Below are 26,965 nucleotides of genomic sequence, written 5' to 3' on the forward strand. Positions count from 1 at the left end.
TCAGCGTAGGCAGCCCGGCGGCGCCGGTCCCCCGACAGGCCGCAGGCCCGCCCCCCGGTACGGGGGACGGGCCTGGTGACGTGCTGGAACGGCTACCTGCAGGGCCCCGCCCCGAGCTGGGGGCACCTCCCGCTTGCGGGGGACAGCGAGGGGTGGGGAGCAGGTAGGTCCTTCCTCAGCGCTCGACCTCGCCGCGGATGAAGGCCTCCACGGCGTCGCGGGCCTCGCTGTCGCTGTACTGCACCGGCGGGGACTTCATGAAGTACGACGACGCCGACAGGATCGGGCCGCCGATCCCGCGGTCCTTGGCGATCTTCGCGGCACGGACGGCGTCGATGATGATGCCGGCCGAGTTCGGGGAGTCCCAGACCTCGAGCTTGTACTCCAGGTTCAGCGGGACGTCGCCGAACGCGCGGCCCTCGAGGCGGACGTAGGCCCACTTGCGGTCCGACAGCCACGGCACGTGGTCCGACGGGCCGATGTGCACGTTGTCGGTGCCCATGTCGCGGTCGACCTGGCTGGTGACGGCCTGGGTCTTGGAGATCTTCTTGGACTCCAGGCGCTCGCGCTCGAGCATGTTCTTGAAGTCCATGTTGCCGCCGACGTTGAGCTGCATCGTGCGGTCGAGCTGCACGCCGCGGTCCTCGAACAGCTTGGCCAGCACCCGGTGGGTGATGGTCGCGCCGACCTGGCTCTTGATGTCGTCGCCGACGATCGGGACGCCGGCGGCGGTGAACTTGTCCGCCCACTCCTTGGTCCCCGCGATGAACACCGGCAGCGCGTTGACGAAGGCGACGCCGGCGTCGAGGGCGGCCTGCGCGTAGAACTCGGCGGCCTGCTGCGAGCCGACCGGCAGGTAGCAGACGAGGACGTCGGCGCCGGACTCCCGCAGCGCCGCGACGACGTCGACCGGCTCCTCGTCGGACTCCTCGATGGTGGCCCGGTAGTACTTGCCCAGGCCGTCGAGGGTGGTGCCGCGCTGCACGGTGACGCCCAGCGGCGGGACGTCGGTGATCTTGATGGTGTTGTTCTCGCTGGCGACGATGGCCTCGGAGAGGTCACGGCCGACCTTCTTGGCGTCGACGTCGAACGCCGCGACGAACTGCACGTCGGAGACGTGGTACTCGCCGAAGCGGACGTGCATGAGGCCCGGGACCGAGGTGGTCTCGTCGGCGTCGCGGTAGTAGTGCACCCCCTGAACCAGCGAGGCGGCGCAGTTGCCGACGCCCACGATGGCGACCTTGACAGCTCCCATGGGTTTCCCTTCTCCCTGGACCGGGTGGTCCGTGTCGCGGGACCGTTCCGGTCCTGGCGGTGGCTGCCGGTCGAGCTGGACAGCCGTGGTGCCTGTTGTGCGGTGTCGGTGGGGTGCGGTCCCGCCCGGGGGCGACCTCACCCCTCGCTGGGCGGCGGGCGCTCACCGCCGGGCCCCGGCTCGGGCCGGCGCCGCTCGCTGTCGATGAGCTCCGACAGCCAGCGCACCTCCCGGTCGACCGAGTCCAGGCCGTGGCGCTGCAGTTCCAGCGTGTAGCGGTCGAGCCGTTCGCGGGTCCGCGCCAGTGAGGACCGCAGGCCGTCCCGCTGCCGTTCGACCGTGCGGCGGCGCCCCTCGAGGATGCGCAGCCGCACGTCGGCGGCGGTGTGCCGGAAGAAGGCGAGGTGGACGCCGAAGAGCCTGCCGTCGTCGTACGCCTCGGGGCCGGCCTGGCTGACCAGCTCCGCGAAGCGCTCCTTGCCCTCCGCGGTGATCGTGTAGACCACCTTCCCGCGCCGGCCGGTGAGCGGCGGTGCGTCGGCCGGGAGCGGCGCGCGCCGGTCGGACTCGTCGGTGGTGACGAGCCCGGCAGCGTGCAACCGCTTCAGCGCGGGATACAGCGAGCCGTAGGAGATGCTGCGCAGGCCCCCCAGCACCTCCGCGAGCCGTTTCCGCAGCTCGTAGCCGTGCATCGGGGACTGCTGCAGCAGTCCGAGGATGGCGAACTCGAGCATCTCGCCCCCCGTCGGCCCCTGCCGTTCGATGTATCGAGACGATACATCGGGAGGTGAGCCGATCGGCAACCCGAGACCCTTCCCCGATCGGGCGGGGCGCGCACACACGGTCACGACGGGCCCGGGCGCCGGCGGACCTGCGTACATTGACGGCCGTGCCCGGACGTCGCTCCGTCGTCGACTACTCGCTGCAGAGGCGGGCCGTCCTGGCGGACGTGCACGCCGGCCGCACCGGGCTGTTCGAGGTCTGCGACGCCAGCCCCTACCTCACCCGTGCCGCCCGGTACCACGGGGAGCAGACCGACGACCCGTGCCCGGTCTGCCGCCGCGAGCGCCTGACGTTGGTCAACTACGTCTACGGTGAGGGGCTGGGCCACGTGTCCGGGCAGGCGAAGACCGAGGCGGAGCTCGCCCGGATGGACGCCATGCAGGAGGAGTTCTCCGTGTACACCGTCGAGGTGTGCCGCGGGTGCGGGTGGAACCACCTGGACTGCTCCTACGTGCTCGGGACCGAGCCCGAGCCGGGGCGGCAGCCGCGCCGGCGCCGCCGCGCTGCCACGGACTAGGACCGCCGGTCGCACGGTTGCACACCGGCGGACCCGTCCGTCACACCCGTCCCGGGAGGACGGCGCGCCTGCGCGTCCTCCCCGGTCACCACAGGTAACGACGCCACGCTGGGCCGGACCCGATCCGCCCACCGACACCCGAGGAGGGGCTGCCTGGTGCCTCCCCACGACGAGACCACGCCGGTCGGGCCGTCCGGCGGCCCGCCGCGGCGCCCGCCGGCCGCCCGTGCGACCGGCGGCTCCGGAAGCGCCGGCCGCGGCCGCACGTCGGCCGCGCGGTCAGGGGGCTCCGGCGGCTCGCGTCCCGGCGGCTCCCGGCCCACCGGCTCGCGTCCCGCGGGCGGCAAGCCCAACGGCAAGAAGGCGCGCACGAAGAAGCAGCGGCGCCGCCGCCGGCTGAAGGTGGCGCTGGGCACCCTGCTCGGCCTGCTGGTGCTGCTCGGCGTCTTCGTCGGCGTCGTCTACGCCACCACCGAGGTGCCCGACCCGAGCTCGGTGCAGCGGTCGCAGACGACGGTCGTGTACTACGCCGACGGCACCACCGAGATGGCCCGCCTCGGCGACACCAACCGGCGGGACGTCACGCTCGACCAGGTCTCGGAGGCGGCGCGCAACGCGGTGCTCGCCGCGGAGAACCGGAACTTCTACTCCGACCCGGGCATCTCCTTCACCGGCATCGTCCGGGCGGCGTGGAACAACCTCACCGGCGGCTCCACGCAGGGCGGCTCGACCATCACGCAGCAGTACGTGAAGAACGCCATCCTGCAGAACTCCGACCAGACGTTCAGCCGCAAGTTCCAGGAGCTGTTCCTGGCGATCAAGCTGGACAACAACTACTCGAAGGACGAGATCCTCGAGAACTACCTCAACACCATCTACTTCGGCCGCGGCGCCTACGGCATCGAGGCGGCGGCCAACACCTTCTTCGGCGTCCCGGCCGCCCAGCTGACCCCGCAGCAGGGCGCGGTGCTCGCCGTCCAGATCCGCAGCCCCAGCTCCTACGACCCGGAGTCCAACCCGGAGGGCGCGCAGGACCGCTGGGGCCTGGTCCTCGACGCGATGGTCGACGAGGGCTGGATCACCCAGGCCGACCGCGACGCGTCGGTCTACCCGCCGGTGCTGCCCAGGCCGCAGTCCTCGGCCCTGGGCACCCCGACCGGCCCCGAGGGCCTGGTCGTGTCGCAGGCCATCTCCGAGCTGGAGGCGCGCGGCTACACCGAGGAGCAGATCCAGGCCGGTGGCCTGCGGATCACCACGACCGTCGACAAGGCCACCCAGGACGCCGCGCTCGCCGCGGTGAACGAGGTCATGGACGGCGAGCCGCGGGAGACGCTGCGCCAGGCGCTGGTCGCCGTCGACCCGCGGACCGGCGGGGTGCGCGCCTACTACGGCGGGGACATCGGCGCCGGTGACGGCGCTGTCGACTACGCGCAGGCCCGCCGCCAGCCCGGCTCGTCGATGAAGCCCTACGTGCTGGCCACCGCGCTCGACCAGGGCATCAGCGTCACCTCGCGCCGGGACGGCAGCTCGCCGCAGGAGTTCCCCGACCGCGAGGCCCCGGTGCGCAACTCCGGCGGCGCCTCGTGCCCGGCCTGCACCCTGGTCGAGGCGATGACCCGCTCGCTGAACACGACCTTCTACGGGCTGGCCTACGAGGTGGGCCCGGAGAACGTCCGCGAGACGGCGCTGGCCGCGACCGGCATGCCCGAGACCTGGCCGGCCACCGGCTCCCTGCTCGACGACAAGACGACGCTGGCCGCCCCCGACTCCGGGGTCACCGGCTCCTCGATCGGCATCGGCGAGTACGAGATGCGCCCGATCGACCAGGCCGTCGGCTTCGCCACCTTCGCCAGCGGCGGCGTGCGGCACGACGCGTTCTTCGTCAGCCGGGTCACCGACAGCGAGGGCACCGTCCTGCTGGAGAACGGCGCCCCGGCCGGTGAGCGGGTCATGAGCGAGGACGTCGCGAACGACACCACCTTCGCGCTCGAGGGCGTCGCCCAGTACTCGCGCCGGGCGCTCGACGACGGCCGCGAGGTGGCGTCCAAGACCGGCACCCAGGGCATCGACGCCGACGACAACTCCGACGCCTGGATGGTCGGCTACACGCCCTCGCTGTCGACGGCGGTGTGGATGGGCACCGACGGCTACCTGCCGATCCGCAACAGCGACGAGGCGATCATCTACGGCTCCGGCCTCCCGGGCGCCATCTGGCAGGAGTTCATGAACACGGTGCTCGCCGGCACCCCGGAGGAGGACCTGCCGAACCGGCCGGTCATCCGCGGGGACACCGGCGAGGGCGTGCCGGCGCCGGAGACCCAGGCGGCCCCGACGACGCAGTCCGCCCCGACGACGCAGTCCGCGCCGCCCACGCAGGCGACGCCGACCACCCCGGCCACGCCGACGGAGACCACCCCGCCGGGCGACGGGACGTCCGAGGAGGACCCGAACGACCCGACGGTGCCCACGGTGCCGACGCCGCCGTCGTCGCCGGTCACCCCTCCCCCGGCGGGCGGCCAGCCGACCGGCCCGCCGACGCAACCCGGTCAGCCGGCACCGACCACCGCCACCCAGCCGCAGCTGACCGGCTGACCCGCCCGGCAGACTGACCGGGTGAGCTCCTCCCCCACGGGCCCGTCCGCCCCGGCCGACCAGCCGGCGGACGGGCCCGCGGCGTCCCCGGCCCCGGCACCGGCGTCCCCGGGGCGTCCGGACCGGGTGGTGCCCACCTGGTCGGACCCGGTCGCCGCGCAGGCGGGTGAGGCGGTGGGGGGGCCGTGGGGGCGGCACGCGGTCACCGGCCGGGCGCTGTTCTGGACGCCGCTGCGGATCTGCCTGCTGTACGCCACCGTGGTGCTGGCGGGCGCGTGGCTGAAGCAGGCGCCCTGCGCCGACGGCAACTGGGCCGGGTCGGTGCAGTACACCCACTTCTGCTACTCCGACACCGTCCCGCTGTTCACGCTGCACGGCCTGGACGCCGCCGCGGTCCCCTACCTCGACTCGGCCGTCGAGTACCCGGTGCTCACCGGCGCCTTCGCGGCGCTGGCCGCGCTGCTCGGCCGGGCCTACGGCGACCTCGCGACGGCGGCCGGCCTGCTGCCGCAGGTGCCGCCCGTGCAGGCCTACTACGTGGCGACCTGCCTGCTCCTGACGCTGTGCGCGTTCCTCCTCGTCCGGGAGGTGCTGGCGCTGGCCGGGCACCGGCCGTGGGACGCCGCGATGGTCGGGCTGTCCCCGCTGCTGTTCGTGCACGCGTTCACCAACTGGGACCTGTTCGCCGTCGCGCTGGCCACCGGCGGGCTGTGGGCGTGGGCGCGCAACCGGCCGGTGCTCGCCGGCGTGCTGATCGGCCTCGGCGTCGCCGCGAAGTTCTACCCGCTGCTGCTGCTCGGGGCGCTGTTCCTGCTGTGCCTGCGGGCCGGGCGCCTGGGCGAGTGGCTGCGCGCCGCCGTCGCCGCCGCGGCCGCCTGGCTCGCCGTCGACCTGCCGGTGGCGCTGCTCGCGCCGGAGAACTGGTCGCTGTTCTTCCGGCTCAACACCGCCCGCCCGGCCGACCCGGACAGCATCTGGAACGTCCTCATCACCGCCTCCGACGGGCGGTTCCTCGACGGCCCGCTGCCCGAGGGGACGCCGCCGGTGCTGCTCAACACCGTGGTCGCGGGCTGCGTGCTGCTGGTCTTCGCCGGCCTGGGCTGGCTGGTGCTGCGCGCCCCGGTGCGGCCGCGCGTGGCCCAGGTCGCCTTCCTGCTGGTCGCGGCGTTCCTGCTGGTCACCAAGGTGTGGAGCCCGCAGTACTCGCTGTGGCTGCTGCCGCTGGCGGTCCTGGCCCGGCCGCGCTGGCGCTCGCTGCTGCTCTGGCAGGCCGCCGAGGCGGTGCTGTGGGTGGTGCGGATGCTCTGGTACCTCGGCACCGAGGACCGCGGCGTCGGCGTCGACTGGTTCTTCCTCGCCGTGACCGCGCGCGACCTCGCCGTCGTCGTGCTCATGGGCCTGGTGGTGCGCGACGTGCTGCACCCCGACGGCGACGTCGCCCGCACCAGCTGGCCCGGCGTCGACGACCCGGCCGGCGGCCCGCTGGACGGCGCCCCCGACCGGCTCACCCTGCGCCGGCGGGTGCCCGCCTAGCCGCGCAGCGCCGCGCGGACGAGCGCGACCTCCTCCGCGTGCGCGGCGGCGTCCCCGGGCGTCTCCAGGACGACGGGGCAGTCCGCGGCCCGCGCGACCTCGAGCAGCAGCTCCAGCGGGATCTCCCCGTCGGTCAGCGGCGCGTGCCGGTCGCGGCCGGAGCCGTGCGGGTCGCGGCTGTTGTTGAGGTGCACGAGGTCGACCCGGCCGGTGACCGCGCGGACGTCGGCGACGGCGGTGGCGAGGTCCCAGCCGGCGGCCCAGGCGTGGCAGGTGTCGAGCACGAACCCCGCGCCGAACTCCCCGACGGCGTCCCACAGCCGGGCCACCGCGCCGAGCTCGCGGGCCATCGCGTTCTCGCCGCCGGCGGTGTTCTCGATGAGCAGCGGCAGCGGGAAGCCGCCGTCGTCGGCCTGCCGCGCGAACGTCTTGCGCCAGTTGTCGAACCCGGCGGCGGGGTCGTCCTTGGCGAGCACGTGGCCGCCGTGCACGACCATCCCGCGGGCGCCGATCGCCGCCGCGGCCCGCGCGTGCACCCCGAGGTTCTTCCGGCTGGGGATGCGGATCCGGTTGTTGGTCGAGGCCACGTTGAGCACGTACGGCGCGTGCACGAAGACGGCGACGTCGGAGGCGAGCAGGTCGTCGGCGTCCGGGCGCGGCGGCGGCGCCTTCCAGCCCTGCGGGTCGCCGAGGAAGACCTGCACGCCGTCGGCGTCCATCTCCGCGGCCCGGGCCAGCGGCCCGCCCGCGTCCAGCTCGTTGTCCTCGGTCAGGCCGGGGCCGACGTGTACGCCGATCGGGTGCTCCGCCACCCCGGCGACAGTAGTTCCGACCCCGGTGGGGACCCACCCGTATCGCACAGGTCACGTCCTCGTTGGGACACGTGACGGCGGACACGCGCGGGCGTGGCGTGCGCCGTGACCACGGGGACGCAGGCGGAGGGGACGCAGGGGATGACGACGGGGTCGGCGACCACCGGCACGGTGCGGCGGGCCGCGCGACGGTTCCTGGCCGCGCTCGCGCTCGTGGTGGCCGCCGTCCTGGGCGGCGCGGTGCTGCTGCCGCCCGCCGCGAGCGCCGCACCGTCGGCCACCGTCGACATCCGCGACCTCACCCCGCCGCTGGTCTCGGTCGACCCCGGCGGCACGGTCACCTTCACCAACCGGATCGAGCCGAAGACGGTGCAGGTCGGCGGCGGCGGGCTGGTGCCCTCGCTGGTCACCGTGCAGGTGCTCACCGACGTCACCCTCGGCCTGCCCTCGGGCCCGAGGCCGCTGCCGGAGGACGCGAGCGTCACCGAGCGCTTCGACAGCACCTGCCTGACCTGCACGATCACCTACACGTACCGGGTCGTCGTCCCGAACACCTCGCTCGTCGGGAGCGTGCTGAACACCGTCACCACCCGGGCGCTGAGCACGCTGCCGCAGACGCAGACGGTCACCTACGACGGGCGGCAGACGACGGTGCAGATCGGCGTCCCGACGCCGTTCGTCGTCAACACGCTGCTGCCGCTGCCGAACCTGCCGGCGGTCGGCCTGCCGCAGCTGCCGACCGTCGACGTCCCGCTGCCCTCGCTGCCGTCACTCCCGGCGCCGGCCTCCACCGACCCGACCGCGCCGCAGGCCCCGGCCGCCGCCCCGGGGGCCCCTGCGGCCGCCCGGGGGGTCGACGGGGACGCCTACGCCTACGACCTCGGTGGCGGCGCGGCGCGGATGGCGCCCTCCGGCGGCGGGGCCGCGGCCTTCGGGCCGTCGCGGCTGCCCGGGAGCGGCTCGCCGTCCGGCACCGCGTCCGGCGGCGGCGGGGTGGACGGCTCCGGCGGGGTCGCCGGCGGCTACGACGGCGCCGCGGTGCCGGTCTTCGGCGAGCTCGGCGGGCTCGACGGCGGCGCGCTGGACGAGGAGAGCAGCACGGTGAGCGCCGACGGCGCCTCCCCCGGCCCGGCCCTGCCGCCGGCCGCGCTGGTCGCCGTCGTCGCGCTGGCCGGCTGCACCGCCGCGCTGGTCCGCACCTCCCGGGCGGTCCGCGCCCGCTGACCCCGGTGGGCGCCGGCGCGTGCGCTGGTACCCTCGGGGGGCGCGTCCCGTGTGCCGTCCGAGGCAGGCAGGGCGCGCGACGCGTGTACGACCCTCCTGCTGCAGACGTCCTGCAGCCGCCCAGACCAGAGGAGGTGGGGTTCTCCGTGCGTCACTACGAACTGATGGTCATCCTCGACCCCGACCTGGAGGAGCGCACGATCGCTCCCTCCCTCGACCGGTTCCTGACCGTCGTCACCAACTCCGGTGGCACCGTCAAGACCGAGATCTGGGGCCGGCGCCGCCTGGCCTACGAGATCAAGAAGCACGTCGAGGGCATCTACGCGGTCGTCGACATCCAGGCCGAGCCCGCCGCGGTCGCCGAGCTCGACCGTCAGCTCAACCTGAACGAGTCGGTCCTGCGGACCAAGCTGCTCCGGCCCGAGGTCCACTGACCATGGCCGGCGAGACCGTCATCACCGTCATCGGCAACCTGACCTCCGACCCGGAGCTGCGGTTCACGCCGTCGGGGGCCGCGGTCGCCAACTTCACGGTCGCCTCGACGCCGCGCACCTTCGACCGGCAGTCGCAGGAGTGGAAGGACGGCGAGGCGCTGTTCCTCCGCTGCAACGTCTGGCGGCAGGCGGCCGAGAACGTGGCCGAGTCCCTCACCCGCGGCTCGCGGGTCATCGTCTCGGGGCGCCTCAAGCAGCGCTCGTTCGAGACGAAGGAGGGCGAGAAGCGCACCGTCGTCGAGCTCGAGGTCGACGAGATCGGCCCCTCGCTGCGCTACGCCACCGCGAAGGTCACCCGCGCCTCCCGCGGTGAGGGTGGCGGCGGCGGTGGCGGTTTCGGCGGCGGTGGCGGTGGCGGCGGTTTCGGCGGCGGCGCGAGCGACCCGTGGTCGACGCCCGCCGGCCCGTCCGACGAGCCTCCCTTCTGAGAAAGGACCCCTCGCCCCCCACGCCACGCTCCGCGCGGCGCGGGCCCCTGCGAGAGGGCCGTTCCCATCTCCTCACCACTAGTCGTACCTGGAGAACCCAGTGCCCAAGCCCCCCGTGCGCAAGCCCAAGAAGAAGGTCTGCCAGTTCTGCAAGGACAAGGCGACCTACATCGACTACAAGGACACGACGCTGCTGCGGAAGTTCATCTCCGACCGCGGCAAGATCCGTGCCCGCCGCGTGAGCGGCAACTGCAGCCAGCACCAGCGGGACGTCGCCACGGCCGTCAAGAACAGCCGTGAGATGGCCCTGCTGCCCTACACCTCGACGGCGCGCTGACCATGAGCACGATGAAGCTGATCCTGACGCAGGAGGTCACCGGTCTCGGGTCCTCCGGTGACACCGTCGAGGTCAAGGGCGGCTACGGCCGCAACTACCTCCTGCCCCGCGGCCTGGCCATCGTCGCCACCCGCGGTGCCGAGAAGCAGGTCGAGTCGCTGCGCCGGGCGCGTGCCGCCCGCGAGGTGCGGTCGCTCGAGGAGGCCCAGGCCGTGGCCGGCCGCCTCTCCGGCCTGACCGTCCGGGTGCCCGCCCGCGCCGGCGACGGCGGCCGCCTGTTCGGCCGCGTCACCACCGCCGACGTCGCCGCGGCCGTCACGGCCGCCGGTGGCCCGGAGCTGGACCGCCGCCGCATCGAGCTGCCGAGCAGCATCAAGACCACCGGCAAGCACGCCGTCACCGTGCGGGTGCACCCGGAGGTCACGACGACCCTCCCCATCGAGGTCGTCGCCGGCTGACGAAGGACCACCCTTCCCCCCACGCCTCACTCCGTTCGGCGCGGGCCCCTGAAGGGCGGCCGTTCCACCACCTCACCAGCCCGCGAGGGGCGTCGGACACCCGTCCGGCGCCCCTCGCGGCGTCTCGGGGGCCGTGGCCGCCCTCCCGGTCCCCCGAGCCCCGGACGGCGGCGGCGCGGCCGGGCTCCCGGTCCCTGTGGGTGCCTGTGACGGCTGCGCCGGGCGGGACGACACGACACGCCCGGAGCCCCCGGCGCGCCGACTTTCTCGTGTCCACAGCCGGTGGGCGGCCGGGACGCAGGTGACGCCCGCGGGACCGCGGCACGACGGGTCGGTGTCCCCCCTGTCTCCACATGTCGACTCCGGCTGTCCACCGACTTGTCCACAAGTTGTGCAGAACGCGGCCCACACGGGTGTTGGACGGGTCCGTCCCCGCTTCCTAACGTCGTCTCCTGCGCCGGACCTCCGCGAACTGTCGGTGGCTCCGGGTAGTGATGTCCTCGAACGCGTGTTCGAGAGGCACGCGAGGCGTCCTGGTGCTTCCCCCACCGGGCCCCGGCCGGGCGGCCGGGGTCTGTACGCGCGCGCGTGCCACGAGAGAGGGAGGTACCCAGGTGGCGGTGGCCGACGACTTCAGCCGGCCGCAGGCGACGGCGCCGGAGTACGACCGGCAGCCGCCGCAGGACGTCGCGGCCGAGCAGTCGGTGCTGGGCGGCATGCTGATGAGCAAGGACGCCATCGCCGACGTCGTGGAGCAGTTGACCGGCAACGACTTCTACCGGCCGGCGCACCAGGTGATCTACGACTGCATCCTCGACCTGTACGGTCGGGGTGAGCCGGCCGACGCGATTACCGTCGCCGCGGAGCTCAACCGCACCGACCAGCTGTCGAAGATGGGCGGCGCGGTCTACCTGCACACGCTCATCGCCTCCACGCCGACGGCGGCCAACGCGGGCTACTACGCCCAGATCGTGGCCGAGCAGGCCACCCTGCGCCGCCTGGTCGAGGCCGGCACCCGCGTGGTGCAGCTGGGCTACGGCGCGGCCGGCGGGCGCGGCGACGTCGACGACATCGTCGACCGCGCGCAGCAGGAGATCTACGAGGTCACCGAGAAGCGGATGAGCGAGGACTACTCGCGCCTCGAGGACGTCCTGCAGCCCACGATGGACGAGCTCGACGCCATCGCCTCCCGCGGCGGCACCGCCCGCGGCGTGCCCACCGGCATCCGCGACCTCGACGAGCTGACCAACGGCCTGCAGGCGGGCCAGATGGTCGTCATCGCCGCCCGCCCCGGTGTGGGCAAGGCGCTGGCGCTGGACACCCCCATCGCCACTCCGGACGGCTGGACCACCATGGGTGCGGTCCGGGTCGGTGACCGGGTCCTCGGGGCAGACGGCCGCCCCACGACCGTCGTGGCCGCGACCGACGTCATGACCGACCGGCTCTGCTACGAGGTGCACTTCTCCGACGGGTCGGTGATCGTCGCCGACGCCCAGCACCAGTGGCTCACCACCGACCGCGCCGCCCGCCGGCTCGGGGAGCGCGGTGAGGCTCGCGTCCGGACGACGGAGGAGCTGGCCCGCTCGGTGCGGTGCGCGACCGCCGACCGCCGGCTCAACCACGCTGTGGTCAACGCCGCTCCGCTCGACCTCCCGGAGGCGGACCTGCCGGTGCCCCCTTACGCGCTCGGCGTGTGGCTCGGCGACGGCACCTCCGCGGCGGCGCAGTACACCAGCAACGACCCGGAGATCGCCGCCTACATCGAGGCCGAGGGCCTGGACGTCGTCCCCACCGCGGCCGACCGGCGGTACGCACTCGAGCTACCGGCCCGCCCCGCACCGGCCGCGCGGCCGTGCCCCATGTGCGGCGAGCCCTTCGTGCCGAAGACCTCCCAGGTGCAGACCTGCGGCAAGACCTGTGGCGGCGCCTTGCGGGCCAGCGGTGGCGTGGGCCTCCAGGCCGCCTGCCCCGATTGCGGCGGCCCGTCCAGCGGGTTGGTCCGGTGCCAGGACTGCCGGGACGACCACGGCACCGTCAAGGCCCTCCTCCGCGGGCTGGGCGTGCTGGGCGACAAGCACATCCCGACGGCCTACCTGCGGGCGGCGGTGGCCCAGCGGCGGGCGTTGCTGGCCGGGCTGCTCGACACGGACGGCACGGTCACCGTGGGCGGTGCGGTCCAGTTCGCCGTCACCAACCGCCGGCTCGCCGAGGATGCCCGCGAGCTCATCGCGAGCCTCGGGCACCGGGTGCGGATGAGCACCAAGCGGGTGCACGGCCGGAGCGAGGCGTCCTCGACCTGCTACACGCTGACCTTCAGCACCGACGACGAGGTGTTCCGGCTCGAGCGGAAGAAGCTGCTGCACAAGGAGCGCGGCCGGCGGACGTTCACGGCCCGTGGCGTCCGTTTCATCACCGACGTCCGGCCGATCGAGAGCGTGCCGGTGCGGTGCATCCAGGTCGACGCCGCCGACTCCCTGTTCCTCGCCGGCCGCAGCCTGATCCCCACGCACAACTCGACCCTGGGGCTGGACATCGCGCGGTCGGCCACGGTCAAGCACCACATGCCGGCCGTCATCTTCTCGCTCGAGATGAGCAAGCACGAGATCACCATGCGTCTGCTGTCGGCCGAGGCGAAGGTGCCGCTGCACCACATGCGCGCCGGCACGCTGTCCGACGAGGACTGGTCGAAGCTGGCCCGCCGGATGGGCGAGGTGGCCGACGCCCCGCTCTACATCGACGACTCGCCGAACATGACGATGATGGAGATCCGGGCCAAGGCGCGGCGGCTCAAGCAGCGCAACGACCTCAAGCTCGTGGTCATCGACTACCTCCAGCTCATGACGTCGGGCAAGCGCGTCGAGAGCCGCCAGCAGGAGGTCTCGGAGTTCTCCCGGGCGCTGAAGCTGCTGGCCAAGGAGCTCGAGGTCCCGGTGATCGCGATGTCGCAGCTCAACCGCGGCTCGGAGCAGCGTCAGGACAAGAAGCCGATGCTGTCGGACCTCCGCGAGTCCGGCTCGATCGAGCAGGACGCCGACATGGTCATGATGATCCACCGCGAGGACATGTACGAGAAGGAGAGCCCGCGGGCCGGCGAGGCCGACATCATGCTGGTCAAGCACCGCAACGGCCCGACGGCCAACGTCACCGTCGCCTTCCAGGGCCACTACAGCCGCTTCGTCGACATGGCGAACTGAGACACGGCCAACTGAGACACGGCCAACTGAGACACGGCCAACTGAGACCGGCCAACCGAGACACGGCCGACCGACCGGCCGCGCCGAGGCGCAGGAGGGCCCGGGACCGTCGTGGTCCCGGGCCCTCCGTACGTCCGCGGTGTTCCACGTGGATCACCGAGCGCGACGTTGCAACGACACACCGTTGCACTGCAACGTCGTGACCCCGGTCGCGCCCGCTCGTTGGTCCGGGCCGAGCACCGCCGAGTCCGGCCGTGTCCTCGACCGAGCGCTCACCGTCGAGAGGCCAACGCGTGACGACCCTGCCCGAGCACCCCCGCACCGACGAGCCCGCGGCCACGCACAGCCGCCGCCGCTTCCTCACCTACCTCGTCGCCGCGCCGACGCTCGCCGTAGCCGCGCAGGTCGTCGCCGACGTGACGGGCCCGGCGACCGCGCAGGCGCTGCCCTCGCTGCCCGCGCCGGCCGAGCTCCTCGACCTCGGCGACGTGCTGATCCTCGCCGGGAAGTCCACCGAGGACCTCATCGTCGTCACCGTCGACGAGCAGGGCCGGGTCGGGCTGGCCCTCCCCCGCGCCGAGGTCGGCCAGGGCATCACCACCGCCGTCGCCATGCTGCTGGCCGACGAGCTCGACGTGCCGCTGGACCGCGTCGACGTCACGCTCGCCGACGCCCGCCCCGAGCTGGTGTTCAACCAGCTCACCGGCGGCTCCAACACCATGCGCAGCGTCTACGGCCCGGTCCGGCGGGCGGCCGCCGTGGCCCGCGCCCGGCGCTGGCCGCTGCGGCCCTCCGCTGGGGCACCACCCCGGGCGCGCTCACCGTCACCGACGGCGTGGTCAGCGGCCCCGGCGGGCGGACCGCCACCTACGGCGAGCTGTCCGCCGCCGCGGCCGACCGCACGCTCGCCGTCGCGCCGGCCGCGCCCAAGCCCGCCTCCGCGCAGCGGGTCGTCGGCACGCCCACCAGCCGCACGGACGCCCGCGCGATGGTGACCGGCCGGCAGCGCTACACCCTCGACCTCGACGTCGTCCCCGGCGCGCTGCCGACCATGCTGCGCCGCCCGCCGACGATCAACGGCACCGTCCGGTCCCTGGACAACGAGGCGCAGGTCCGGGCCATGCCGGGCGTCGTCGACGTCGCCGTGGTGCCCACCGGGGTCGCCGTCCTCGCCGAGACCTTCGGCCAGGCCCCCGACGCCGTCGCGGCCGTGCGGGCCACCTGGGGGCCGGGCACGGTCGACGGCGAGGACGACGAGTCGATCCGGCGGAAGCTGCGCGCGGCCACGCCGCCGCCGCCGGCGCCCGGCCTGCTGGTGCGGACGGTGGACGCGGAGTTCGACTTCGCCTTCGTCAGCCACGCGCCGCTGGAGCCCAACTGCGCCATCGCGCACGTGACCGCGGACCGCGCCGAGATCTGGTCGCCGCTGAAGTCGCCGATCGTCGCGCAGGAGACGATCGCCGCCGAGCTCGGCCTGCCGGTGTCCCGGGTGACCGTGCACGTCGTCCAGGGCGGCGGGTCGTTCGGCCGGCGCCTGTTCTCCGACGCCGCCCTGGAGGCCGCGCGGGTCTCGAAGGTCACCGGCCGGCCGGTCAAGCTGCTGTGGTCGCGCATCGACGACATGCGCCACGGCCGCGCCCGCGCCGCCAGCCACCACCGCATCCGTGCCACGCACGCCGCCGGGGACGTGCGCAGCTTCGAGCACCGGGTGGCCAGCGTGGAGACCGACTTCGGGCACGGCCTCGGCGAGATCCTGACGTCGGTCGCCGCGAGCCTGCCGGTGGGCGGGAACGCCTCGTTCGCGCAGACGGTCTTCCTCACCACCGTGCACTCGCCGTACCACTTCGGCGTCACCACGCAGACGCTGGCCGAGGTGCCGCTGCAGATGCACACCGGCAGCTGGCGGTCGGTGTACTCGGCCAACACCCGCGGGGCCGAGGAGGTCGTCGTCGACGAGCTGGCCGCCGCCACCGGCCGCGACCCGGCCGAGTTCCGCCGCCACTTCCTCAAGGAGGACCGCTACCGCGCCGTCCTGGACAAGGTCGTCCAGGAGGGGCGGTGGGGCCGGCGGCTGCCGCGCGGCCGCGCCCAGGGCCTCGGCTTCCACGCCGAGTACAAGGGCTGCACCGCCTGCCTGGTCGAGATCGACGCGCACGATCCCCAGCGCCCGCGGGTCACCCGGGCGACGATCGCCGTCGACGTCGGCAAGGCGGTCAACCCGCGCGGGCTCGAGGCGCAGATGCTCGGTGGGCTCACCGACGCCATCGGCACCACGCTGCGCGCGGGCCTGCACGTCGTCGACGGGCTGCCGCTCGAGGGCAGCTACAGCCAGTTCCACTACACCCGGCAGGCCGACTCGCCGCCCGACGTCCGGGTGTTCGTCATCGACAGCAGCGACGAGCCCGGCGGCGCCGGCGAGCTCGGCGTCCCGGCCGCGGTCGGCGCCGTCGCCAACGCCTACGCCCGCGCGACCGGGACGAAGCCGCGGTCGTTCCCCCTCGTCTTCCCGGTCGACTTCGAGCCCTTCCCCCGCTGAGGAGCGCCCCGTGCCGAACTACACCTTCCAGCTCAACGGCGAGACCGTCACCGTCGACGCCCCCGCCGACCTGCCCCTGCTCTGGGCGCTGCGCGACAAGCTCGGCGTCACCGGGCCCAAGTACGGCTGCGGCATCGACGTGTGCAAGGCCTGCACCAGCCACCTCGACGGCGAGGCGATCCGCCCGTGCGTCACCCCGACGGCGGAGGTGGCGGGGCGCGAGGTCACGACCATCGAGGGGCTGGCCGACGGCGACCGGCTGCACCCGGTCCAGGAGGCGTGGCTCGAGCAGGACGTCGCGCAGTGCGGCTACTGCCAGCCCGGGCAGATCATGGCCGCGGTCGCGCTGCTGCGCCGGACCTCGGACCCCACCGACGAGGAGATCGACGAGATCCAGAACGTCTGCCGGTGCGGCACGTACGTCCGCATCCGCGAGGCGATCAAGGCCGCGGCCGCCCGCATGTGACGGCGCCGCGGCCCCACGCACCCGCTCCTGCTGGTGCTGACCCGCCGGTCGGCGCTGTGACCCCGACCGGCCGCTGGGACACGAGGGGCCCGGGACGGCGATCCGTCCCGGGCCCCTCTGCGTGTGCCGTCAGGCAGCGGCGGCCATGGCGGCCTGCTCGCGGATGAGCTTGCGGCGGACCTTGGGCTCCCCGGTGGTCATCTTCCAGAGCTTGGCCAGCTGCGAGGGCAGGTTGCGGGCGGTGGTGTTCGCCAGCCAGCCGTTCGGCAGCGACAGCCGGATGATCTTGTGCCAGGCCGAGCCGACCTGCTTCGGCAGCGGCGCGGTGTGGTAGTTCAGCCCGTAGCGCTGGAACAGGTCGCGGATCTTCGGGGCGATCTCGGCGTACCGGTTGCTCGGCAGGTCCGGGAACAGGTGGTGCTCGATCTGGTGGGACAGGTTCCCGGTCAGGATGTGCATCGCCTTCGAGCCGGAGATGTTGGCCGAGCCGAGCATCTGGCGCAGGTACCACTCGCCTCGGGTCTCGCCGTCGATCGACTTCTTCTCGAAGGTCTCGACGCCCTCGGGGAAGTGCCCGCAGAGGATGACCGAGTTCGACCACAGGTTCCGCACGATGTTGGCGGTGAAGTTCGCGGCCAGGGTGGCCAGGAAGTTCGGGCCCGACAGCAGCGGGTGGATGACGTAGTCCTTGCGCACCTGCCGGCCGATCTTGACCAGCACCTGCTTGGCGCGCCGGCGGAACTCCGGGTCGCCGGTCTGCTTCTTGGCGATGACGGCGCCGAGCTCGAGGTCGTAGGCGGCGATGCCGTACTCGAAGAAGCAGGCGTTGACGAAGCTCCACAGCGGCTGGCCGAGGTACATCGGCGTCCAGGGCTGGTCCTCGTCGACGCGCATGATGCCGTAGCCGAGGTCGTTGTCCTTGCCGATCACGTTCGTGTACGTGTGGTGCAGCTCGTTGTGCGAGTGCTTCCACTGCTCGGCCGGGCTGGCCATGTCCCACTCCCACGTCGTGGAGTGGATCTTCGGGTCGCGCATCCAGTCCCACTGCCCGTGGAGGATGTTGTGCCCGATCTCCATGTTCTCGAGGATCTTGGCGATCGACAGGCCGATCGTCCCGGCGATCCACGCGGGCGGGAAGCCGGAGGCGAGCAGGACGGCGCGGCTGCCCAGCTCGATCTTGCGGTGCACGTCGATGACCTTGCGGATGTAGCGCGCGTCGGACTCGCCGCGGCTGTCCATCACGCCCTGGCGGATCTCGTCGAGCTCCTTGCCGATGAGCTCGACGTCCTCGGGGGTGAGGTGGTCGATCGGGTTGACGTCCTTCTTCTGCAGAGCGGTCATGCGGTGCTCTCCTCGGGTCTCGAGCGGGTCAGTGGTCGATGTCGCAGGCGCCGGCGGCGGCGCTGATGCAGGTCTGGACGAGGACGCCGTCGCCGGGGGCGGCGGTGGTCACCTCGCCGGTGCGCAGGTCGCGGACGGCGCCCTCTGGCAGCGGGAGCACGCAGCCGTAGCAGATGCCCATGCGGCAGCCGCTGGGCATGAGGACGCCGGCCTCCTCGGCGGCATCGAGGATCGGGGTGGCGCCGTCGGCCTCGAGCGAGGTGCCCTTCTTCGTGAAGGTGACCGTGCCGCCCTCGCCGGTGACCAGCACCTTCGGGCGGAACCGCTCGGTGTAGAGCCGCTCGGTGAGTCCCGCCGCGGCCCAGTGCTCCTCCAGCGCCTCGAGCATGCCGACCGGGCCGCACGCCCAGGTGTCGCGCTCGGCGAGGTCGGGGACGAGGGCGGCGACCGCCGCGGCGTCGAGCAGCCCGGCGGTGTCGGTGTGCTGCTCGACCAGCCGGATCCGCCCGTCGGCGGCCAGCCGCCGCAGCTCGGCGCCGAAGACGACGTCGTCGGGCGTGGGTGCGGAGTGCACCAGGACGACGTCGGTGAGTTCGGGGTGGTTGCGCAGGATGCCCATCACCGGGGTGATGCCGGAGCCGGCGGTGACGAACAGCGCCTTGGCCGGCAGCTGCGCGGGCAGGCAGAAGTCCCCGGTGGCCTGGTCGAGCTGCACGATGGTGCCGGGCTCCGCGCGGCGGACCAGGTGGTTGCTGACCTTGCCGCCGGGGATCGCCTTGACGGTGACGGTGAAGCAGCCGTCGGTGCGGCCGAGGTCGGAGGTGATCGAGTAGGCCCGCCACATCCGGACGCCGTCGACGTCGATGCCGATGCGCACGTACTGGCCGGGCCGGTGCGGCTGCCAGTCGGCGCCGGGCCGGATGACCACGGTGGCGGCGTCGCGGGTCTCGGGCACGACCGCCTCGATCCGTCCGCGCAGGTCGGCGCCGGCGCGCAGCGGGTCGATCAGGTCGAGGTAGTCGGCGGGCAGCAGCGGGGTGGTGACGAGTTCGGCGACGCGCAGGACGCGGTCGCGCAGCGCCTTGAGGGCCGGCCGGGCCGGGGAAGGGCGCGGAGCGGTCGCGGTCATTCCCTCACTGTTCCCTGCGGATCGTGCAACTACCTGTGCTCTGGACGTGAACGTTCCGCCGGATACTGTTCGTCGGGTACAAAGCCGGTCACGGGGAGGTCACGTGGTCCCTGCGCAGGAGACCTTCTCGCTCGGGGTCGCCGCGGCGATGCGCACCGAGCTGCCGTCGGTGGCCGAGCGGACGGTCGCGGCGATCGTCGTCGAGGTGCCCAGCTACGCCGAGGCCTTCCGCGGGCCGATGGGCCGCAAGATCGAGAACGCCGTCCAGCTCGCCCTCGGCGGCTTCCTGGAGCTCGCGACCGGCGGCGCGGACGCCAGCCGGCCGGTGGACCCCGCGATCGAGGGCGCCTACGCGCTCGGGCGCGGGGAGGCGCGCACCGGCCGGTCGATGGACGCGCTGCTGTCGGCCTACCGGGTCGGCGCCCGGGTGGCCTGGCGGCACCTGAGCGAGACGGCGGTGGCCGCCGGCATGCCCGCCGGGGCGCTGGCCCGCTTCGCCGAGCTGGTGTTCGCCTACATCGACCAGCTCTCGGCGGCGAGCGCCTCCGGGCACGCCGACCAGCTCGCCGCCAGCGGCCGGGTGCGGCGGCGGCACCTGGAGCGGCTGACCGAGCTGCTGGTCACCGGCGCGCCCCCGTACGAGTTGATCGCCGCGGCCGAGCGGGCGGACTGGACGCCGCCGCGCACGCTCACCGCCGTCCTGCTGCCCGAGGCCGGCGCCCGCGACGCGACGGCGGTGCTCGACGCACGCACGCTGCAGGCCGGCGAGGACCTGCCCGGCGCGGAGCCCTCCACCGAGCGGGCGGTCCTGCTGGTGCCCGACGCCGAGGGGTTCGCCCGCGCCGCGCTGCTCCGGGTGCTCACCGGCCGTGACGCCGTCGTCGGGCCGGCGCGGTCGTGGCAGGAGGCGCGGTCGTCGTACTCGCGGGCGCTGCGGGCGCTGCAGCTGGGCCTGTCCCCCGATGGCGCGGCGCCGGTGGACACCGAGCAGCGGCTGGCCGACCTGGTCCTGCGCGCCGACGGCGAGGCGCTGGCCGACCTGCGCGCGCAGGTGCTCGCCCCGCTCGACGGCCTCGGCCCCGGCCCGCGGGAGAAGCTGCTGGAGACGCTGCGCTCGTGGCTGCTGCACCACGGCCGGCGCGAGCAGGTGGCCGCGGAGCTGTTCGTCCACCCGCAGACGGTGCGCTACCGGATGGGGCAGCTGCGCGAGCTGTTCGGCAGGCACCTCGACGACCCGCAGACCGTCCTCGAGCTCACCCTCGCCCTCGGCTGCCGCTGAGCCGCTCCCCCGCGATCATGGCGTCCTCACCGCGACACGCCGTCCGGCGATGGTCACGACGCCATGATCGCGGCGCGGACGGGCCGGCACGCTGCCGGATCGACGGCGTCGCGCCGGGCCTGCCTCGAGGGCGCCCGGTCGCTGCCCCTCTCCCGCGATCACCGCGTCGCGGTGGCGACACGCCGTCCTCGGTCCGTGTGTCGCCACGTGAGCCCGGTGATCGCCGCGCGGACTGCCGCGACAGCGTCCCGGGGAACTGGCACGTCGTCCCCAGGGTGCTCCCAGGCGGGCGGCCGAGGCTCGGACCCGTCGCGGCACACCCCCGGCGCCGCGACGGACCCGAGGAGGCTCCCGTGTACCGCAGCACCGAGACCGTCGGCCGGCACGCCTGGGTGCGGACCCCGCGCCGCCCGCTGCCGCCGGAGCTGACCGCCGACGTCGCCGTCGAGGTGGCCGCCGCCGCCCTCGCCGAGGCGCCCGGGGCGACCATCGAGTGGCTCGAGGTCAGCGAGGCGGGCCTGTTCGAGGCGCACCTGCGCGGCGCCGACGGCACGACGCTCGTCGTCCACCTCGACGCCGGCCTGGGGGTGGTCGGGTGGCTCGCCGAGGTCAGCTGACCCGGAGGACGGCGACCAGGAAGTCCGACGCCGCGGTGAACGGGTGCAGGTGCCAGCTCGACAGGAGCAGGTCCGGCTCCAGCCCGGCGGCGCGGGCGTCGGCGAGGAACGCGTCGAAGGCGTAGTCCCGCCCGGCGCCGAAGCCGACCACCGCCCGGCCGCCGTCGGCGAGGTGGGAGCGGAAGCGCCGCAGCACCTCGACCCGCGTGGACGGCGCCAGGAACGTCACCACGTTGCCGGCGCACACGATCGCGTCGAACCGGTCGGGCAGGTCGAGGGCGGCCAGGTCGCCGACCAGCCAGCGCGCGCCCGGGTGGTCCTCCCGCGCGGCGGCGACCAGCACCGGGTCGACGTCGACCCCGACGACGTCGTGCCCGGCCGCGGCGAGGTGGCCGCCGACCCGGCCCGGGCCGCAGCCGGCGTCGAGCACCCGCGACCGGCGGGGCAGCATCGCGTCGACCAGCCGCGCCTCGCCGACGATGTCCATCCCGCCCGCGGCCAGGTCCTTGAACCGCTTGACGTAGGCCGCCGAGTGACCGGGGTCGGCCTCGGTCATCCGCACCCAGAGGTTCTCGCTCACGGCTCCATCGTCGGGGGCCGCCAGTCCGGTGGGTCGCCCGGGTGCAGCGCCGGGTCGTCCGCGGCGAGGGTCCGCACCGGGCCGGGCGGGGTCCGCGGCCCCTCGAAGCGCACCGTCACCCGGCCCAGCCCGCGGCCCCACACCCAGCCCGCGCCCAGCTCGTCGTGCACGACGTCCTGCCCCGGCCACCACCGCCGGTCGGCCGGTCCGGCGGTCCGGGCGGCCTGCGCGAGGACGGCGTCCGCCTCCGACTCGTCGGGCGCGTCGGCGTCGTCGTCGGCGAACAGGTCGCCCTGCGCGTACTGCGACAGCCCCGAGACGCCGACGCCGAGCAGCCGCAGGCCCCCGCCGGTGCCGGCCTCGACGAGCAGCCGCCGGGCGATCGAGGCCACCTGGCGGGCGTCGTCGGTGGGCTGCGGCAGCGTCTGCGAGCGGGTGAGCGTGGTGAAGTCGTAGCGGCGCAGCTTGAGCGTCACCGTCCGCCCCGACAGCGCCGAGGACCGCAGCCGCGCGCCCACCCGGGTGGCCATCGAGTCGATCAGCCGGTTGAGCTCCGCGAGGTCGGTGAGGTCCCGCTCGAAGGTCTCCTCGTGCGACACCGACTTGGCCTCGCGCTCGGCCACCACCGGCCGGTCGTCCTCGGCCCGCGCCAGCTGGTACAGCCCGCCGCCGTGCGCCTTCCCGGCCAGCGCGACGAGGTCGGGCAGCGACTTGGCGGCCAGCTGCGCCACCGTCGCGACGCCGACCTGCCGCAGCCGCTCCGCCGTCGCCGGGCCCACGCCGCCGAGCCGGGTCACCGGCAGCGGGTGCAGGACGTCCAGCTCCGTGCCGGGCGCGACGACGACGAGGCCGTCGGGCTTGTCCAGGTCGGAGCCGATCTTGGCCATGAGCTTGGAGCTGCCGATCCCCACCGAGCCGGTCACCCCGCCGGTGGCCTCGGCGATGCGCGCCTTGAGCCCGCGGGCCAGCGCGGTGACGCCCGCGACGGACAGGTCGTGCCCGGGACCGGCGGCGAGGTCGACGTAGGCCTCGTCGATCGACACCGGCTCGACCAGCGGCGACAGCTCCCGCAGCAGCTCCATGACGACGTCGGAGGTCCGCCGGTAGGCACCGAACCGGCCACCGAGGAACGCCGTCCCCGGCGGGCAGCGGCGCCGCGCCTCCGCCGTCGACATCGCGGAGCGGGCCCCGTACGCGCGGGCCTCGTAGGACGCCGTCGCGACCACGCCGCGGCCGCCGGTGCCGCCGACGACCACCGGCCGGCCGCGCAGCGAGGGCTTGTCGCGCTGCTCGACGGCGGCGAAGAACGCGTCCAGGTCCAGGTGCAGGACGCTCGCCTCCCGCCGCACGCCCCCATGGTCCTACGCCGGGACGACAGGCCCTGGACGCCGGTCCGGCGCGGCCGGATCCTGGCCGGCAGGCACCCGACAGGAGGCCGACCGATGACCGCTCACGGGACCCCGACGACGACGCGGGCACGGGCCGGCGGACCGCGGCACGGCGCGCTGGTCGCCTACCGGGTGGCGCTGGCACTGCTGCTGCTCGCCGTCGTCGTGCAGTTCTTCCTCGCCGGGCTGGGCGCCTTCGGCGGGGGCTTCGACGCCCACGTGACCAACGGCTACTACGTGATCCCCGCGCTGGCCCTCGTGGCCCTCGTGCTGGGGGTGGTGGCCCGGGTGGGCACCCGGGACGTCGTCCTCGGCGTCGTGCTGCTGCTGCTCGTGGTCTTCGGCCAGAGCCTGCTCAAGGCGCTGGCCGGCGAGGGTGCCTTCTGGGGCGGCCTGCACGCCCTGGACGGGCTGGCGATCCTCGGGATCACCGGCTTCCTGCACGCGTCGGCGGTCCGCCGGCTGCACGCGGGGCCGGGGGCGTAGCGCCGCTCAGGCGCCGGCGACCGCCTCGACGGTGGGGCCTGGCAGCGGGCGGGACCGCGGCCCGCGGTCCCACTCGCCCCCGTCCCGGGATCGGCCCAGCGGCGCCGGAGGGCGCCCGGGTCGCGCGTCGTCGTGTCCGCGGCGAGGCCGCCGGGGACGTCCCGCACCTGTGCCATCGGTCCTCCCTCCGCCTCCCCTCCCGCGGCGGGGGCCCGCCGGATGCGCCGGCTCAGGCCAGCGCCAGCACCAGGCACACGACGGTCAGCGCGAGGGCGACCGGCGTCATGACCAGCCGCTCGGGCCGGCTGCGGGAGATCGCGTTGAGGACCACGCCCAGCGCGAAGTACCCGGTCAGGACCCACATGCCGGCCTCGACGAGCCCGCCGGGCAGCAGGTCGACGGCCCCGGCCGCCTGCAGCACCAGAAGCGCCACCACGGCGTAGACCCCGATCGACAGCACGCTGCCCACCCGCAGGCGGGGCGGCAGGACGACGTGCTGCCCGCCCCACGCGAACCGCCCCAGCGGCGCGCCGCCGGCCAGCGCGAGCTGGAAGACGGCGAGGGCGGCGAGCAGGGCGGTTCCGACGGCGGCGACCGGGATCACGGACGGGCAGGCTAGGGGCCGGAGGCGTTGTCCCGGGTGACCACCAGGTGTCCCGTCCGCGCCGCCGGCGCACGTCCGCCGGGTGGGCGAAGCCGTCGGCGGAGGCGCGCACCACCGGCACCTCCAGGCGTGCCGCGACGCGGGCGGCCGGCGTGGTCCTCCCGGCCGCGTCCGGCCCGTCGACGGCGACCAGGGTCCGCTCGCGGGCACCGACCGCAGAGACGACGGCCGCCAGGTCGGACACCAGGGCCGCGCCGCAGGCCATGCTCCGATCGTGCCGCTCAGCCCTCCGTGAGCGCGGCCGGCGGCAGCCAGTCGGCGTCGAGCAGCTCGGCGATCTCCTGCAGGGCGGAGGTGTCCGCGCCCGCCGTCGACCCGCTGACCGCCAGCCGCTCGACCATCACCCGGGCCACCTGCTCCTCGACCGTCCCCTCCGCGTAGGCCACCCGCCACGGCGAGACCTGCCCGTCGCGGTGGGTGCGGCCGGTGACCTGGCGCGCCTGGATGCCGGAGAAGCGCGGCTGGTGGAACAGCCCCACCCGCGGCGTGGGCGAGGCGGTCGTGCCGCCGGGCAGCAGCTCGCCGGCGTGCAGGCTGATCGAGGCGGTCACGGTGAACACGCACACCGGGGCCTCGCCGGTCTGGAAGCGCAGCCGCTCGGCCTCGACGTCGAACCGGTCGCGCCCGTAGATCGAGGCGACGGCGATGCCGGCGTCGAGCAGCGCCTCGCGGATCGGGTCGGCCGCGGTCTCCACGAACTCCACCGACACCGCGACCTGCCGCTCGGCCTCCACCTGGGCGCGTACCCAGTCGACGGTCGCCTGCGCGCGGATCAGCCCCGCCTTCTGCCGGAACCGCAGCAGCGCGGCGCGGCCGCGGGCGCTCTGCCGGGACCGGCGGGCGAGCTGCATCTCCGCGCGGAACTCATGCCACTCCGACTCGTAGGCGGCCCGCTCGGCGGGGGTCAGGGCCACCGGCGTCCCGGTCACCGACACCGGGCCCCACGGCGCCGGGCGGTGCAGCGTGGCCGGCGGGTCGGCGTCGGCAAGCCAGCCCTGCAGCCGGGCGAGGTCGGTGCGGCGGGCGTCGGCGTCCTCGGTCCACGCCCAGCCGTAGCGGCTGCGTTCCACGTGGAACCCGTGCCCGGCGAGCTTCGCGGGCAGGTCCGCCCAGGCGCGCAGCGGCTCCCCGTGCACCTGGGCGAACTGCGGCACCAGGTAGGGCAGCTCCATCGGGGTGTGCGCCGGGGTGGCGGTGGCCGCGATGACGAAGGGCGCCTCCTTGGCGCGCGCGTGGCCGGAGACCGCCTTCCAGTGCTTCCAGCGCTGCGTCGTCGTGTGGCGGACCATGTGCGCCTCGTCGGCGATCACGACGTCGAACGGCAGCTTGGCGACCTTCGCCAGCCGGTCCCAGGTGGTGACGCACCAGCGCAGGCCGCCGTCGCCGAAGCCGGCGATCGAGCGGGTCCAGTGCGGGATGGTGATGGCGGCCGGGCGGTCGGCGACGACGAGCACCCGCTCACCGCCGCGCAGCTCGCAGATCTCCCGGGCGGCCATCACCGCGGTGCCGGTCTTGCCGACGCCGGGGTCGTCGCCGAGCAGGAACACCCGGTGCCCGGCCGCGGCGGAGGCGACGACGGCTTCCGCGCCGGTGCACTGCTCGTCGCGCGGCACCAGCTGCCGGGCCTCGGGCAGCGGCCGCGGCGTCTCGTTGAGCTCGTCCTCGAGGAAGCGCTCGAAGGTGTGGGGCGGCGGGTCGTAGGGCGCCAGCGCCGGCGGCAGCTGCGCGCCGACCCACACGTGCGCCTGCAGCCCGGCGTGCCAGACGGCGCCCGGGGCCGGGGCGCGGAACGGGACGGCGAGCACCCACACCCGCTCGCCGGGGCCGGCGGTGGGCAGGTCGGGCACCGGCGGCCGGCGGACCGCCGTCCGCCGCTTCGTGGTCCGGCGCTTGGTGGTCGTGGCGGCGCGACGCCGTCCGGGCATGCTGGGACCTCCCCCGTCGTCCCCGGCACGGTAGGTCGCCGTCGCCCGCGGATCTGGTGGAATCGCCGGGTGACCACCGACGCGCCCTCCGACGAGCGGCTGGCGGCGCGCACCGTCGGGGAGTCCGGCCCGCGGGTGGTGTTCGTGCACGGGCTGTTCGGCCAGGGCAAGAACTGGACGACGGCGGCGAAGGGGCTGGCCGACCGCCACCGGGTGACGCTGCTCGACCTGCCCAACCACGGGCACTCGCCGTGGACCGACCGGGTCGACTACGTGGACATGGCCGGGCTGGTCGCCGCGGAGCTGGAGTCCTTCGGCGAGCCGGTGACGCTGGTCGGGCACTCGATGGGCGGCAAGGTGGCGATGCAGCTGGCGCTGCGCCGGTCAGAGCTGCTGCGGGCGCTGGTCGTCGTCGACATCGCGCCGGTCGAGTACCCGGTGTCCGGCGGCCGCACCGACGACCCCGACGAGGAGGCCTCCCCGTTCGGCGCGTTCATCGCCGCGATGCGGGCGGTGGACCTCGGCGCGCTGCGCACCCGCGAGGACGCCGACCGGGCGCTGCGCGAGGCGGTGCCCAGCACGATGGTGCGGTCGTTCCTGCTGCAGAGCCTGGTCCGCGAGGGCGTGGGGTCGGGCCGCTGGCGGTGGCGGCTGAACCTGGAGACCCTCGAGCGCGACCTCGGCGAGCTGCGCGGCTTCCCCGATCCCCCACCCGGCGCCACCTTCGACGGCCCGGTGCTCTGGGTCGCCGGCGCCAACAGCCACTACGTGCTGCCCAAGGACCGCGCGCGCATGGAGCAGCTGTTCCCGCGCACGCGGCTGGTCAAGGTGAAGAACGCCGGCCACTGGGTGCACTCCGAGCAGCCCGAGGTCTTCGTCGAGACGCTGCGCCGTTTCCTCGCCGCCGTCGAGTCCAACGCCGGATGA

Annotated in this window: 25 protein-coding genes; 16 read left to right on the forward strand and 9 right to left on the reverse strand. The window is 74.5% G+C overall.

What is annotated here, in order from left to right:
* Positions 1 to 175: 175 nt before the first annotated feature.
* Both ACI8AA_RS16930 and ACI8AA_RS16935 read right to left on the reverse strand, forming a co-directional pair.
* Complete coding sequence (locus ACI8AA_RS16930; RefSeq protein WP_457045565.1) at positions 176 to 1,255, reverse strand: inositol-3-phosphate synthase; 1,080 nt, start codon at positions 1,253 to 1,255, stop codon at positions 176 to 178.
* 137 nt (positions 1,256 to 1,392) lie between these two features.
* Positions 1,393 to 1,989 carry a PadR family transcriptional regulator gene (locus ACI8AA_RS16935; RefSeq protein ID WP_456927700.1) on the reverse strand — a complete coding sequence of 199 codons (597 nt, stop codon included), beginning with the start codon at positions 1,987 to 1,989 and terminating at the stop codon, positions 1,393 to 1,395.
* Positions 1,990 to 2,144: 155 nt separating this feature from the next.
* Here ACI8AA_RS16935 and ACI8AA_RS16940 point away from each other — a divergent pair, with 155 nt between their 5' ends.
* The 3 genes from ACI8AA_RS16940 (at position 2,145) to ACI8AA_RS16950 (ending at position 6,680) form a co-directional block, all read left to right on the forward strand.
* Positions 2,145 to 2,555, forward strand: a complete 411-nt coding sequence (locus tag ACI8AA_RS16940; RefSeq protein ID WP_456927699.1) for a DUF5318 family protein — start codon at positions 2,145 to 2,147, stop codon at positions 2,553 to 2,555.
* 156 nt (positions 2,556 to 2,711) lie between these two features.
* Positions 2,712 to 5,147: a transglycosylase domain-containing protein gene (locus ACI8AA_RS16945; RefSeq protein ID WP_457045566.1), complete on the forward strand. Its 2,436-nt coding sequence runs from the start codon at positions 2,712 to 2,714 to the stop codon at positions 5,145 to 5,147.
* A gap of 129 nt (positions 5,148 to 5,276) precedes the next feature.
* Positions 5,277 to 6,680, forward strand: coding sequence for a glycosyltransferase family 87 protein (locus ACI8AA_RS16950; protein ID WP_457045567.1), 1,404 nt, complete (start codon positions 5,277 to 5,279; stop codon positions 6,678 to 6,680).
* Here ACI8AA_RS16950 and ACI8AA_RS16955 read toward each other — a convergent pair.
* Complete coding sequence (locus ACI8AA_RS16955) at positions 6,677 to 7,492, reverse strand: deoxyribonuclease IV (protein ID WP_457045568.1); 816 nt, start codon at positions 7,490 to 7,492, stop codon at positions 6,677 to 6,679. The genes ACI8AA_RS16950 and ACI8AA_RS16955 overlap by 4 nt on opposite strands.
* Positions 7,493 to 7,633: 141 nt before the next feature.
* Here ACI8AA_RS16955 and ACI8AA_RS16960 point away from each other — a divergent pair, with 141 nt between their 5' ends.
* The 9 genes from ACI8AA_RS16960 (at position 7,634) to ACI8AA_RS17000 (ending at position 16,629) form a co-directional block, all read left to right on the forward strand.
* On the forward strand, positions 7,634 to 8,716 hold the full coding sequence (locus ACI8AA_RS16960) for a hypothetical protein (RefSeq protein WP_457045569.1): 1,083 nt from the start codon (positions 7,634 to 7,636) through the stop codon (positions 8,714 to 8,716).
* A 146-nt stretch (positions 8,717 to 8,862) separates the two neighbouring features.
* On the forward strand, positions 8,863 to 9,150 hold the full coding sequence (gene rpsF, locus ACI8AA_RS16965) for a 30S ribosomal protein S6 (RefSeq protein ID WP_387988608.1): 288 nt from the start codon (positions 8,863 to 8,865) through the stop codon (positions 9,148 to 9,150).
* A gap of 2 nt (positions 9,151 to 9,152) precedes the next feature.
* Positions 9,153 to 9,638 (forward strand): single-stranded DNA-binding protein, encoded by a 486-nt coding sequence (locus ACI8AA_RS16970; protein ID WP_387988607.1) that lies wholly within the window; start codon positions 9,153 to 9,155, stop codon positions 9,636 to 9,638.
* Between the two features lie 100 nt (positions 9,639 to 9,738).
* Positions 9,739 to 9,975 (forward strand): 30S ribosomal protein S18, encoded by a 237-nt coding sequence (gene rpsR / locus ACI8AA_RS16975; protein WP_073422051.1) that lies wholly within the window; start codon positions 9,739 to 9,741, stop codon positions 9,973 to 9,975.
* Between the two features lie 11 nt (positions 9,976 to 9,986).
* Entirely contained in the window at positions 9,987 to 10,433 is a 447-nt protein-coding gene (rplI, locus tag ACI8AA_RS16980) for a 50S ribosomal protein L9 (RefSeq protein ID WP_457045570.1), read from the forward strand.
* Positions 10,434 to 11,053: 620 nt separating this feature from the next.
* Positions 11,054 to 13,627 carry a replicative DNA helicase gene (gene dnaB / locus ACI8AA_RS16985; protein WP_457045571.1) on the forward strand — a complete coding sequence of 858 codons (2,574 nt, stop codon included), beginning with the start codon at positions 11,054 to 11,056 and terminating at the stop codon, positions 13,625 to 13,627.
* 293 nt (positions 13,628 to 13,920) lie between these two features.
* A complete protein-coding gene (locus ACI8AA_RS16990) occupies positions 13,921 to 14,622 on the forward strand; it encodes a molybdopterin cofactor-binding domain-containing protein (RefSeq protein WP_457045572.1) in 702 nt (233 codons plus the stop codon).
* Between the two features lie 125 nt (positions 14,623 to 14,747).
* Complete coding sequence (locus ACI8AA_RS16995) at positions 14,748 to 16,163, forward strand: molybdopterin cofactor-binding domain-containing protein (RefSeq protein ID WP_457045605.1); 1,416 nt, start codon at positions 14,748 to 14,750, stop codon at positions 16,161 to 16,163.
* A gap of 10 nt (positions 16,164 to 16,173) precedes the next feature.
* On the forward strand, positions 16,174 to 16,629 hold the full coding sequence (locus ACI8AA_RS17000; protein ID WP_456927691.1) for a (2Fe-2S)-binding protein: 456 nt from the start codon (positions 16,174 to 16,176) through the stop codon (positions 16,627 to 16,629).
* 129 nt (positions 16,630 to 16,758) lie between these two features.
* Here ACI8AA_RS17000 and ACI8AA_RS17005 read toward each other — a convergent pair whose 3' ends face one another.
* Together ACI8AA_RS17005 and ACI8AA_RS17010 are read right to left on the reverse strand one after the other, a co-directional pair.
* On the reverse strand, positions 16,759 to 17,970 hold the full coding sequence (locus ACI8AA_RS17005) for a fatty acid desaturase family protein (RefSeq protein WP_457045573.1): 1,212 nt from the start codon (positions 17,968 to 17,970) through the stop codon (positions 16,759 to 16,761).
* A gap of 28 nt (positions 17,971 to 17,998) precedes the next feature.
* Complete coding sequence (locus ACI8AA_RS17010; RefSeq protein ID WP_457045574.1) at positions 17,999 to 19,099, reverse strand: ferredoxin reductase; 1,101 nt, start codon at positions 19,097 to 19,099, stop codon at positions 17,999 to 18,001.
* A 103-nt stretch (positions 19,100 to 19,202) separates the two neighbouring features.
* Between ACI8AA_RS17010 and ACI8AA_RS17015 the strand changes: the two genes are divergently transcribed.
* Together ACI8AA_RS17015 and ACI8AA_RS17020 are read left to right on the forward strand one after the other, a co-directional pair.
* On the forward strand, positions 19,203 to 20,378 hold the full coding sequence (locus tag ACI8AA_RS17015) for a PucR family transcriptional regulator (protein WP_457045575.1): 1,176 nt from the start codon (positions 19,203 to 19,205) through the stop codon (positions 20,376 to 20,378).
* A 353-nt stretch (positions 20,379 to 20,731) separates the two neighbouring features.
* Positions 20,732 to 20,995: a hypothetical protein gene (locus ACI8AA_RS17020; RefSeq protein ID WP_457045576.1), complete on the forward strand. Its 264-nt coding sequence runs from the start codon at positions 20,732 to 20,734 to the stop codon at positions 20,993 to 20,995.
* On the opposite strand, the gene ACI8AA_RS17025 is transcribed toward ACI8AA_RS17020, so the two are convergent.
* Together ACI8AA_RS17025 and ACI8AA_RS17030 are read right to left on the reverse strand one after the other, a co-directional pair.
* On the reverse strand, positions 20,988 to 21,575 hold the full coding sequence (locus tag ACI8AA_RS17025) for a class I SAM-dependent methyltransferase (protein WP_457045577.1): 588 nt from the start codon (positions 21,573 to 21,575) through the stop codon (positions 20,988 to 20,990). The two genes, ACI8AA_RS17020 and ACI8AA_RS17025, sit on opposite strands and share 8 nt — an antisense overlap.
* Complete coding sequence (locus ACI8AA_RS17030) at positions 21,572 to 22,924, reverse strand: DNA polymerase IV (RefSeq protein ID WP_457045578.1); 1,353 nt, start codon at positions 22,922 to 22,924, stop codon at positions 21,572 to 21,574. The genes ACI8AA_RS17025 and ACI8AA_RS17030 overlap by 4 nt, the downstream gene beginning before the upstream one ends.
* 93 nt (positions 22,925 to 23,017) lie before the next feature.
* Here ACI8AA_RS17030 and ACI8AA_RS17035 point away from each other — a divergent pair, with 93 nt between their 5' ends.
* Complete coding sequence (locus tag ACI8AA_RS17035) at positions 23,018 to 23,449, forward strand: DUF6220 domain-containing protein (protein ID WP_457045579.1); 432 nt, start codon at positions 23,018 to 23,020, stop codon at positions 23,447 to 23,449.
* A gap of 229 nt (positions 23,450 to 23,678) precedes the next feature.
* Here the strand turns inward: ACI8AA_RS17035 and ACI8AA_RS17040 are convergent, their stop codons facing one another.
* Together ACI8AA_RS17040 and ACI8AA_RS17045 are read right to left on the reverse strand one after the other, a co-directional pair.
* Positions 23,679 to 24,053, reverse strand: a complete 375-nt coding sequence (locus tag ACI8AA_RS17040; protein WP_457045580.1) for a hypothetical protein — start codon at positions 24,051 to 24,053, stop codon at positions 23,679 to 23,681.
* Between the two features lie 281 nt (positions 24,054 to 24,334).
* Complete coding sequence (locus ACI8AA_RS17045; protein ID WP_457045581.1) at positions 24,335 to 26,038, reverse strand: helicase; 1,704 nt, start codon at positions 26,036 to 26,038, stop codon at positions 24,335 to 24,337.
* A 69-nt stretch (positions 26,039 to 26,107) separates the two neighbouring features.
* Between ACI8AA_RS17045 and ACI8AA_RS17050 the strand changes: the two genes are divergently transcribed.
* On the forward strand, positions 26,108 to 26,965 hold the full coding sequence (locus ACI8AA_RS17050; RefSeq protein ID WP_457045582.1) for an alpha/beta fold hydrolase: 858 nt from the start codon (positions 26,108 to 26,110) through the stop codon (positions 26,963 to 26,965).

Source organism: Geodermatophilus sp. SYSU D01180 (assembly GCF_054050415.1).

Excerpts from the sequence above, each read along its gene's own strand:
- ACI8AA_RS17010 (WP_457045574.1), bottom strand. The coding sequence starts at position 19,099 with ATGACCGCGACCGCTCCGCGCCCTTCCCCGGCCCGGCCGGCCCTCAAG.
- ACI8AA_RS16935 (WP_456927700.1), bottom strand. The coding sequence starts at position 1,989 with ATGCTCGAGTTCGCCATCCTCGGACTGCTGCAGCAGTCCCCGATGCAC.
- ACI8AA_RS16995 (WP_457045605.1), top strand. The coding sequence starts at position 14,748 with ATGCCGGGCGTCGTCGACGTCGCCGTGGTGCCCACCGGGGTCGCCGTC.
- ACI8AA_RS16960 (WP_457045569.1), top strand. The coding sequence starts at position 7,634 with ATGACGACGGGGTCGGCGACCACCGGCACGGTGCGGCGGGCCGCGCGA.
- ACI8AA_RS17035 (WP_457045579.1), top strand. The coding sequence starts at position 23,018 with ATGACCGCTCACGGGACCCCGACGACGACGCGGGCACGGGCCGGCGGA.
- rplI (WP_457045570.1), top strand. The coding sequence starts at position 9,987 with ATGAAGCTGATCCTGACGCAGGAGGTCACCGGTCTCGGGTCCTCCGGT.
- ACI8AA_RS16930 (WP_457045565.1), bottom strand. The coding sequence starts at position 1,255 with ATGGGAGCTGTCAAGGTCGCCATCGTGGGCGTCGGCAACTGCGCCGCC.
- ACI8AA_RS17005 (WP_457045573.1), bottom strand. The coding sequence starts at position 17,970 with ATGACCGCTCTGCAGAAGAAGGACGTCAACCCGATCGACCACCTCACC.
- ACI8AA_RS17045 (WP_457045581.1), bottom strand. The coding sequence starts at position 26,038 with ATGCCCGGACGGCGTCGCGCCGCCACGACCACCAAGCGCCGGACCACG.
- ACI8AA_RS16970 (WP_387988607.1), top strand. The coding sequence starts at position 9,153 with ATGGCCGGCGAGACCGTCATCACCGTCATCGGCAACCTGACCTCCGAC.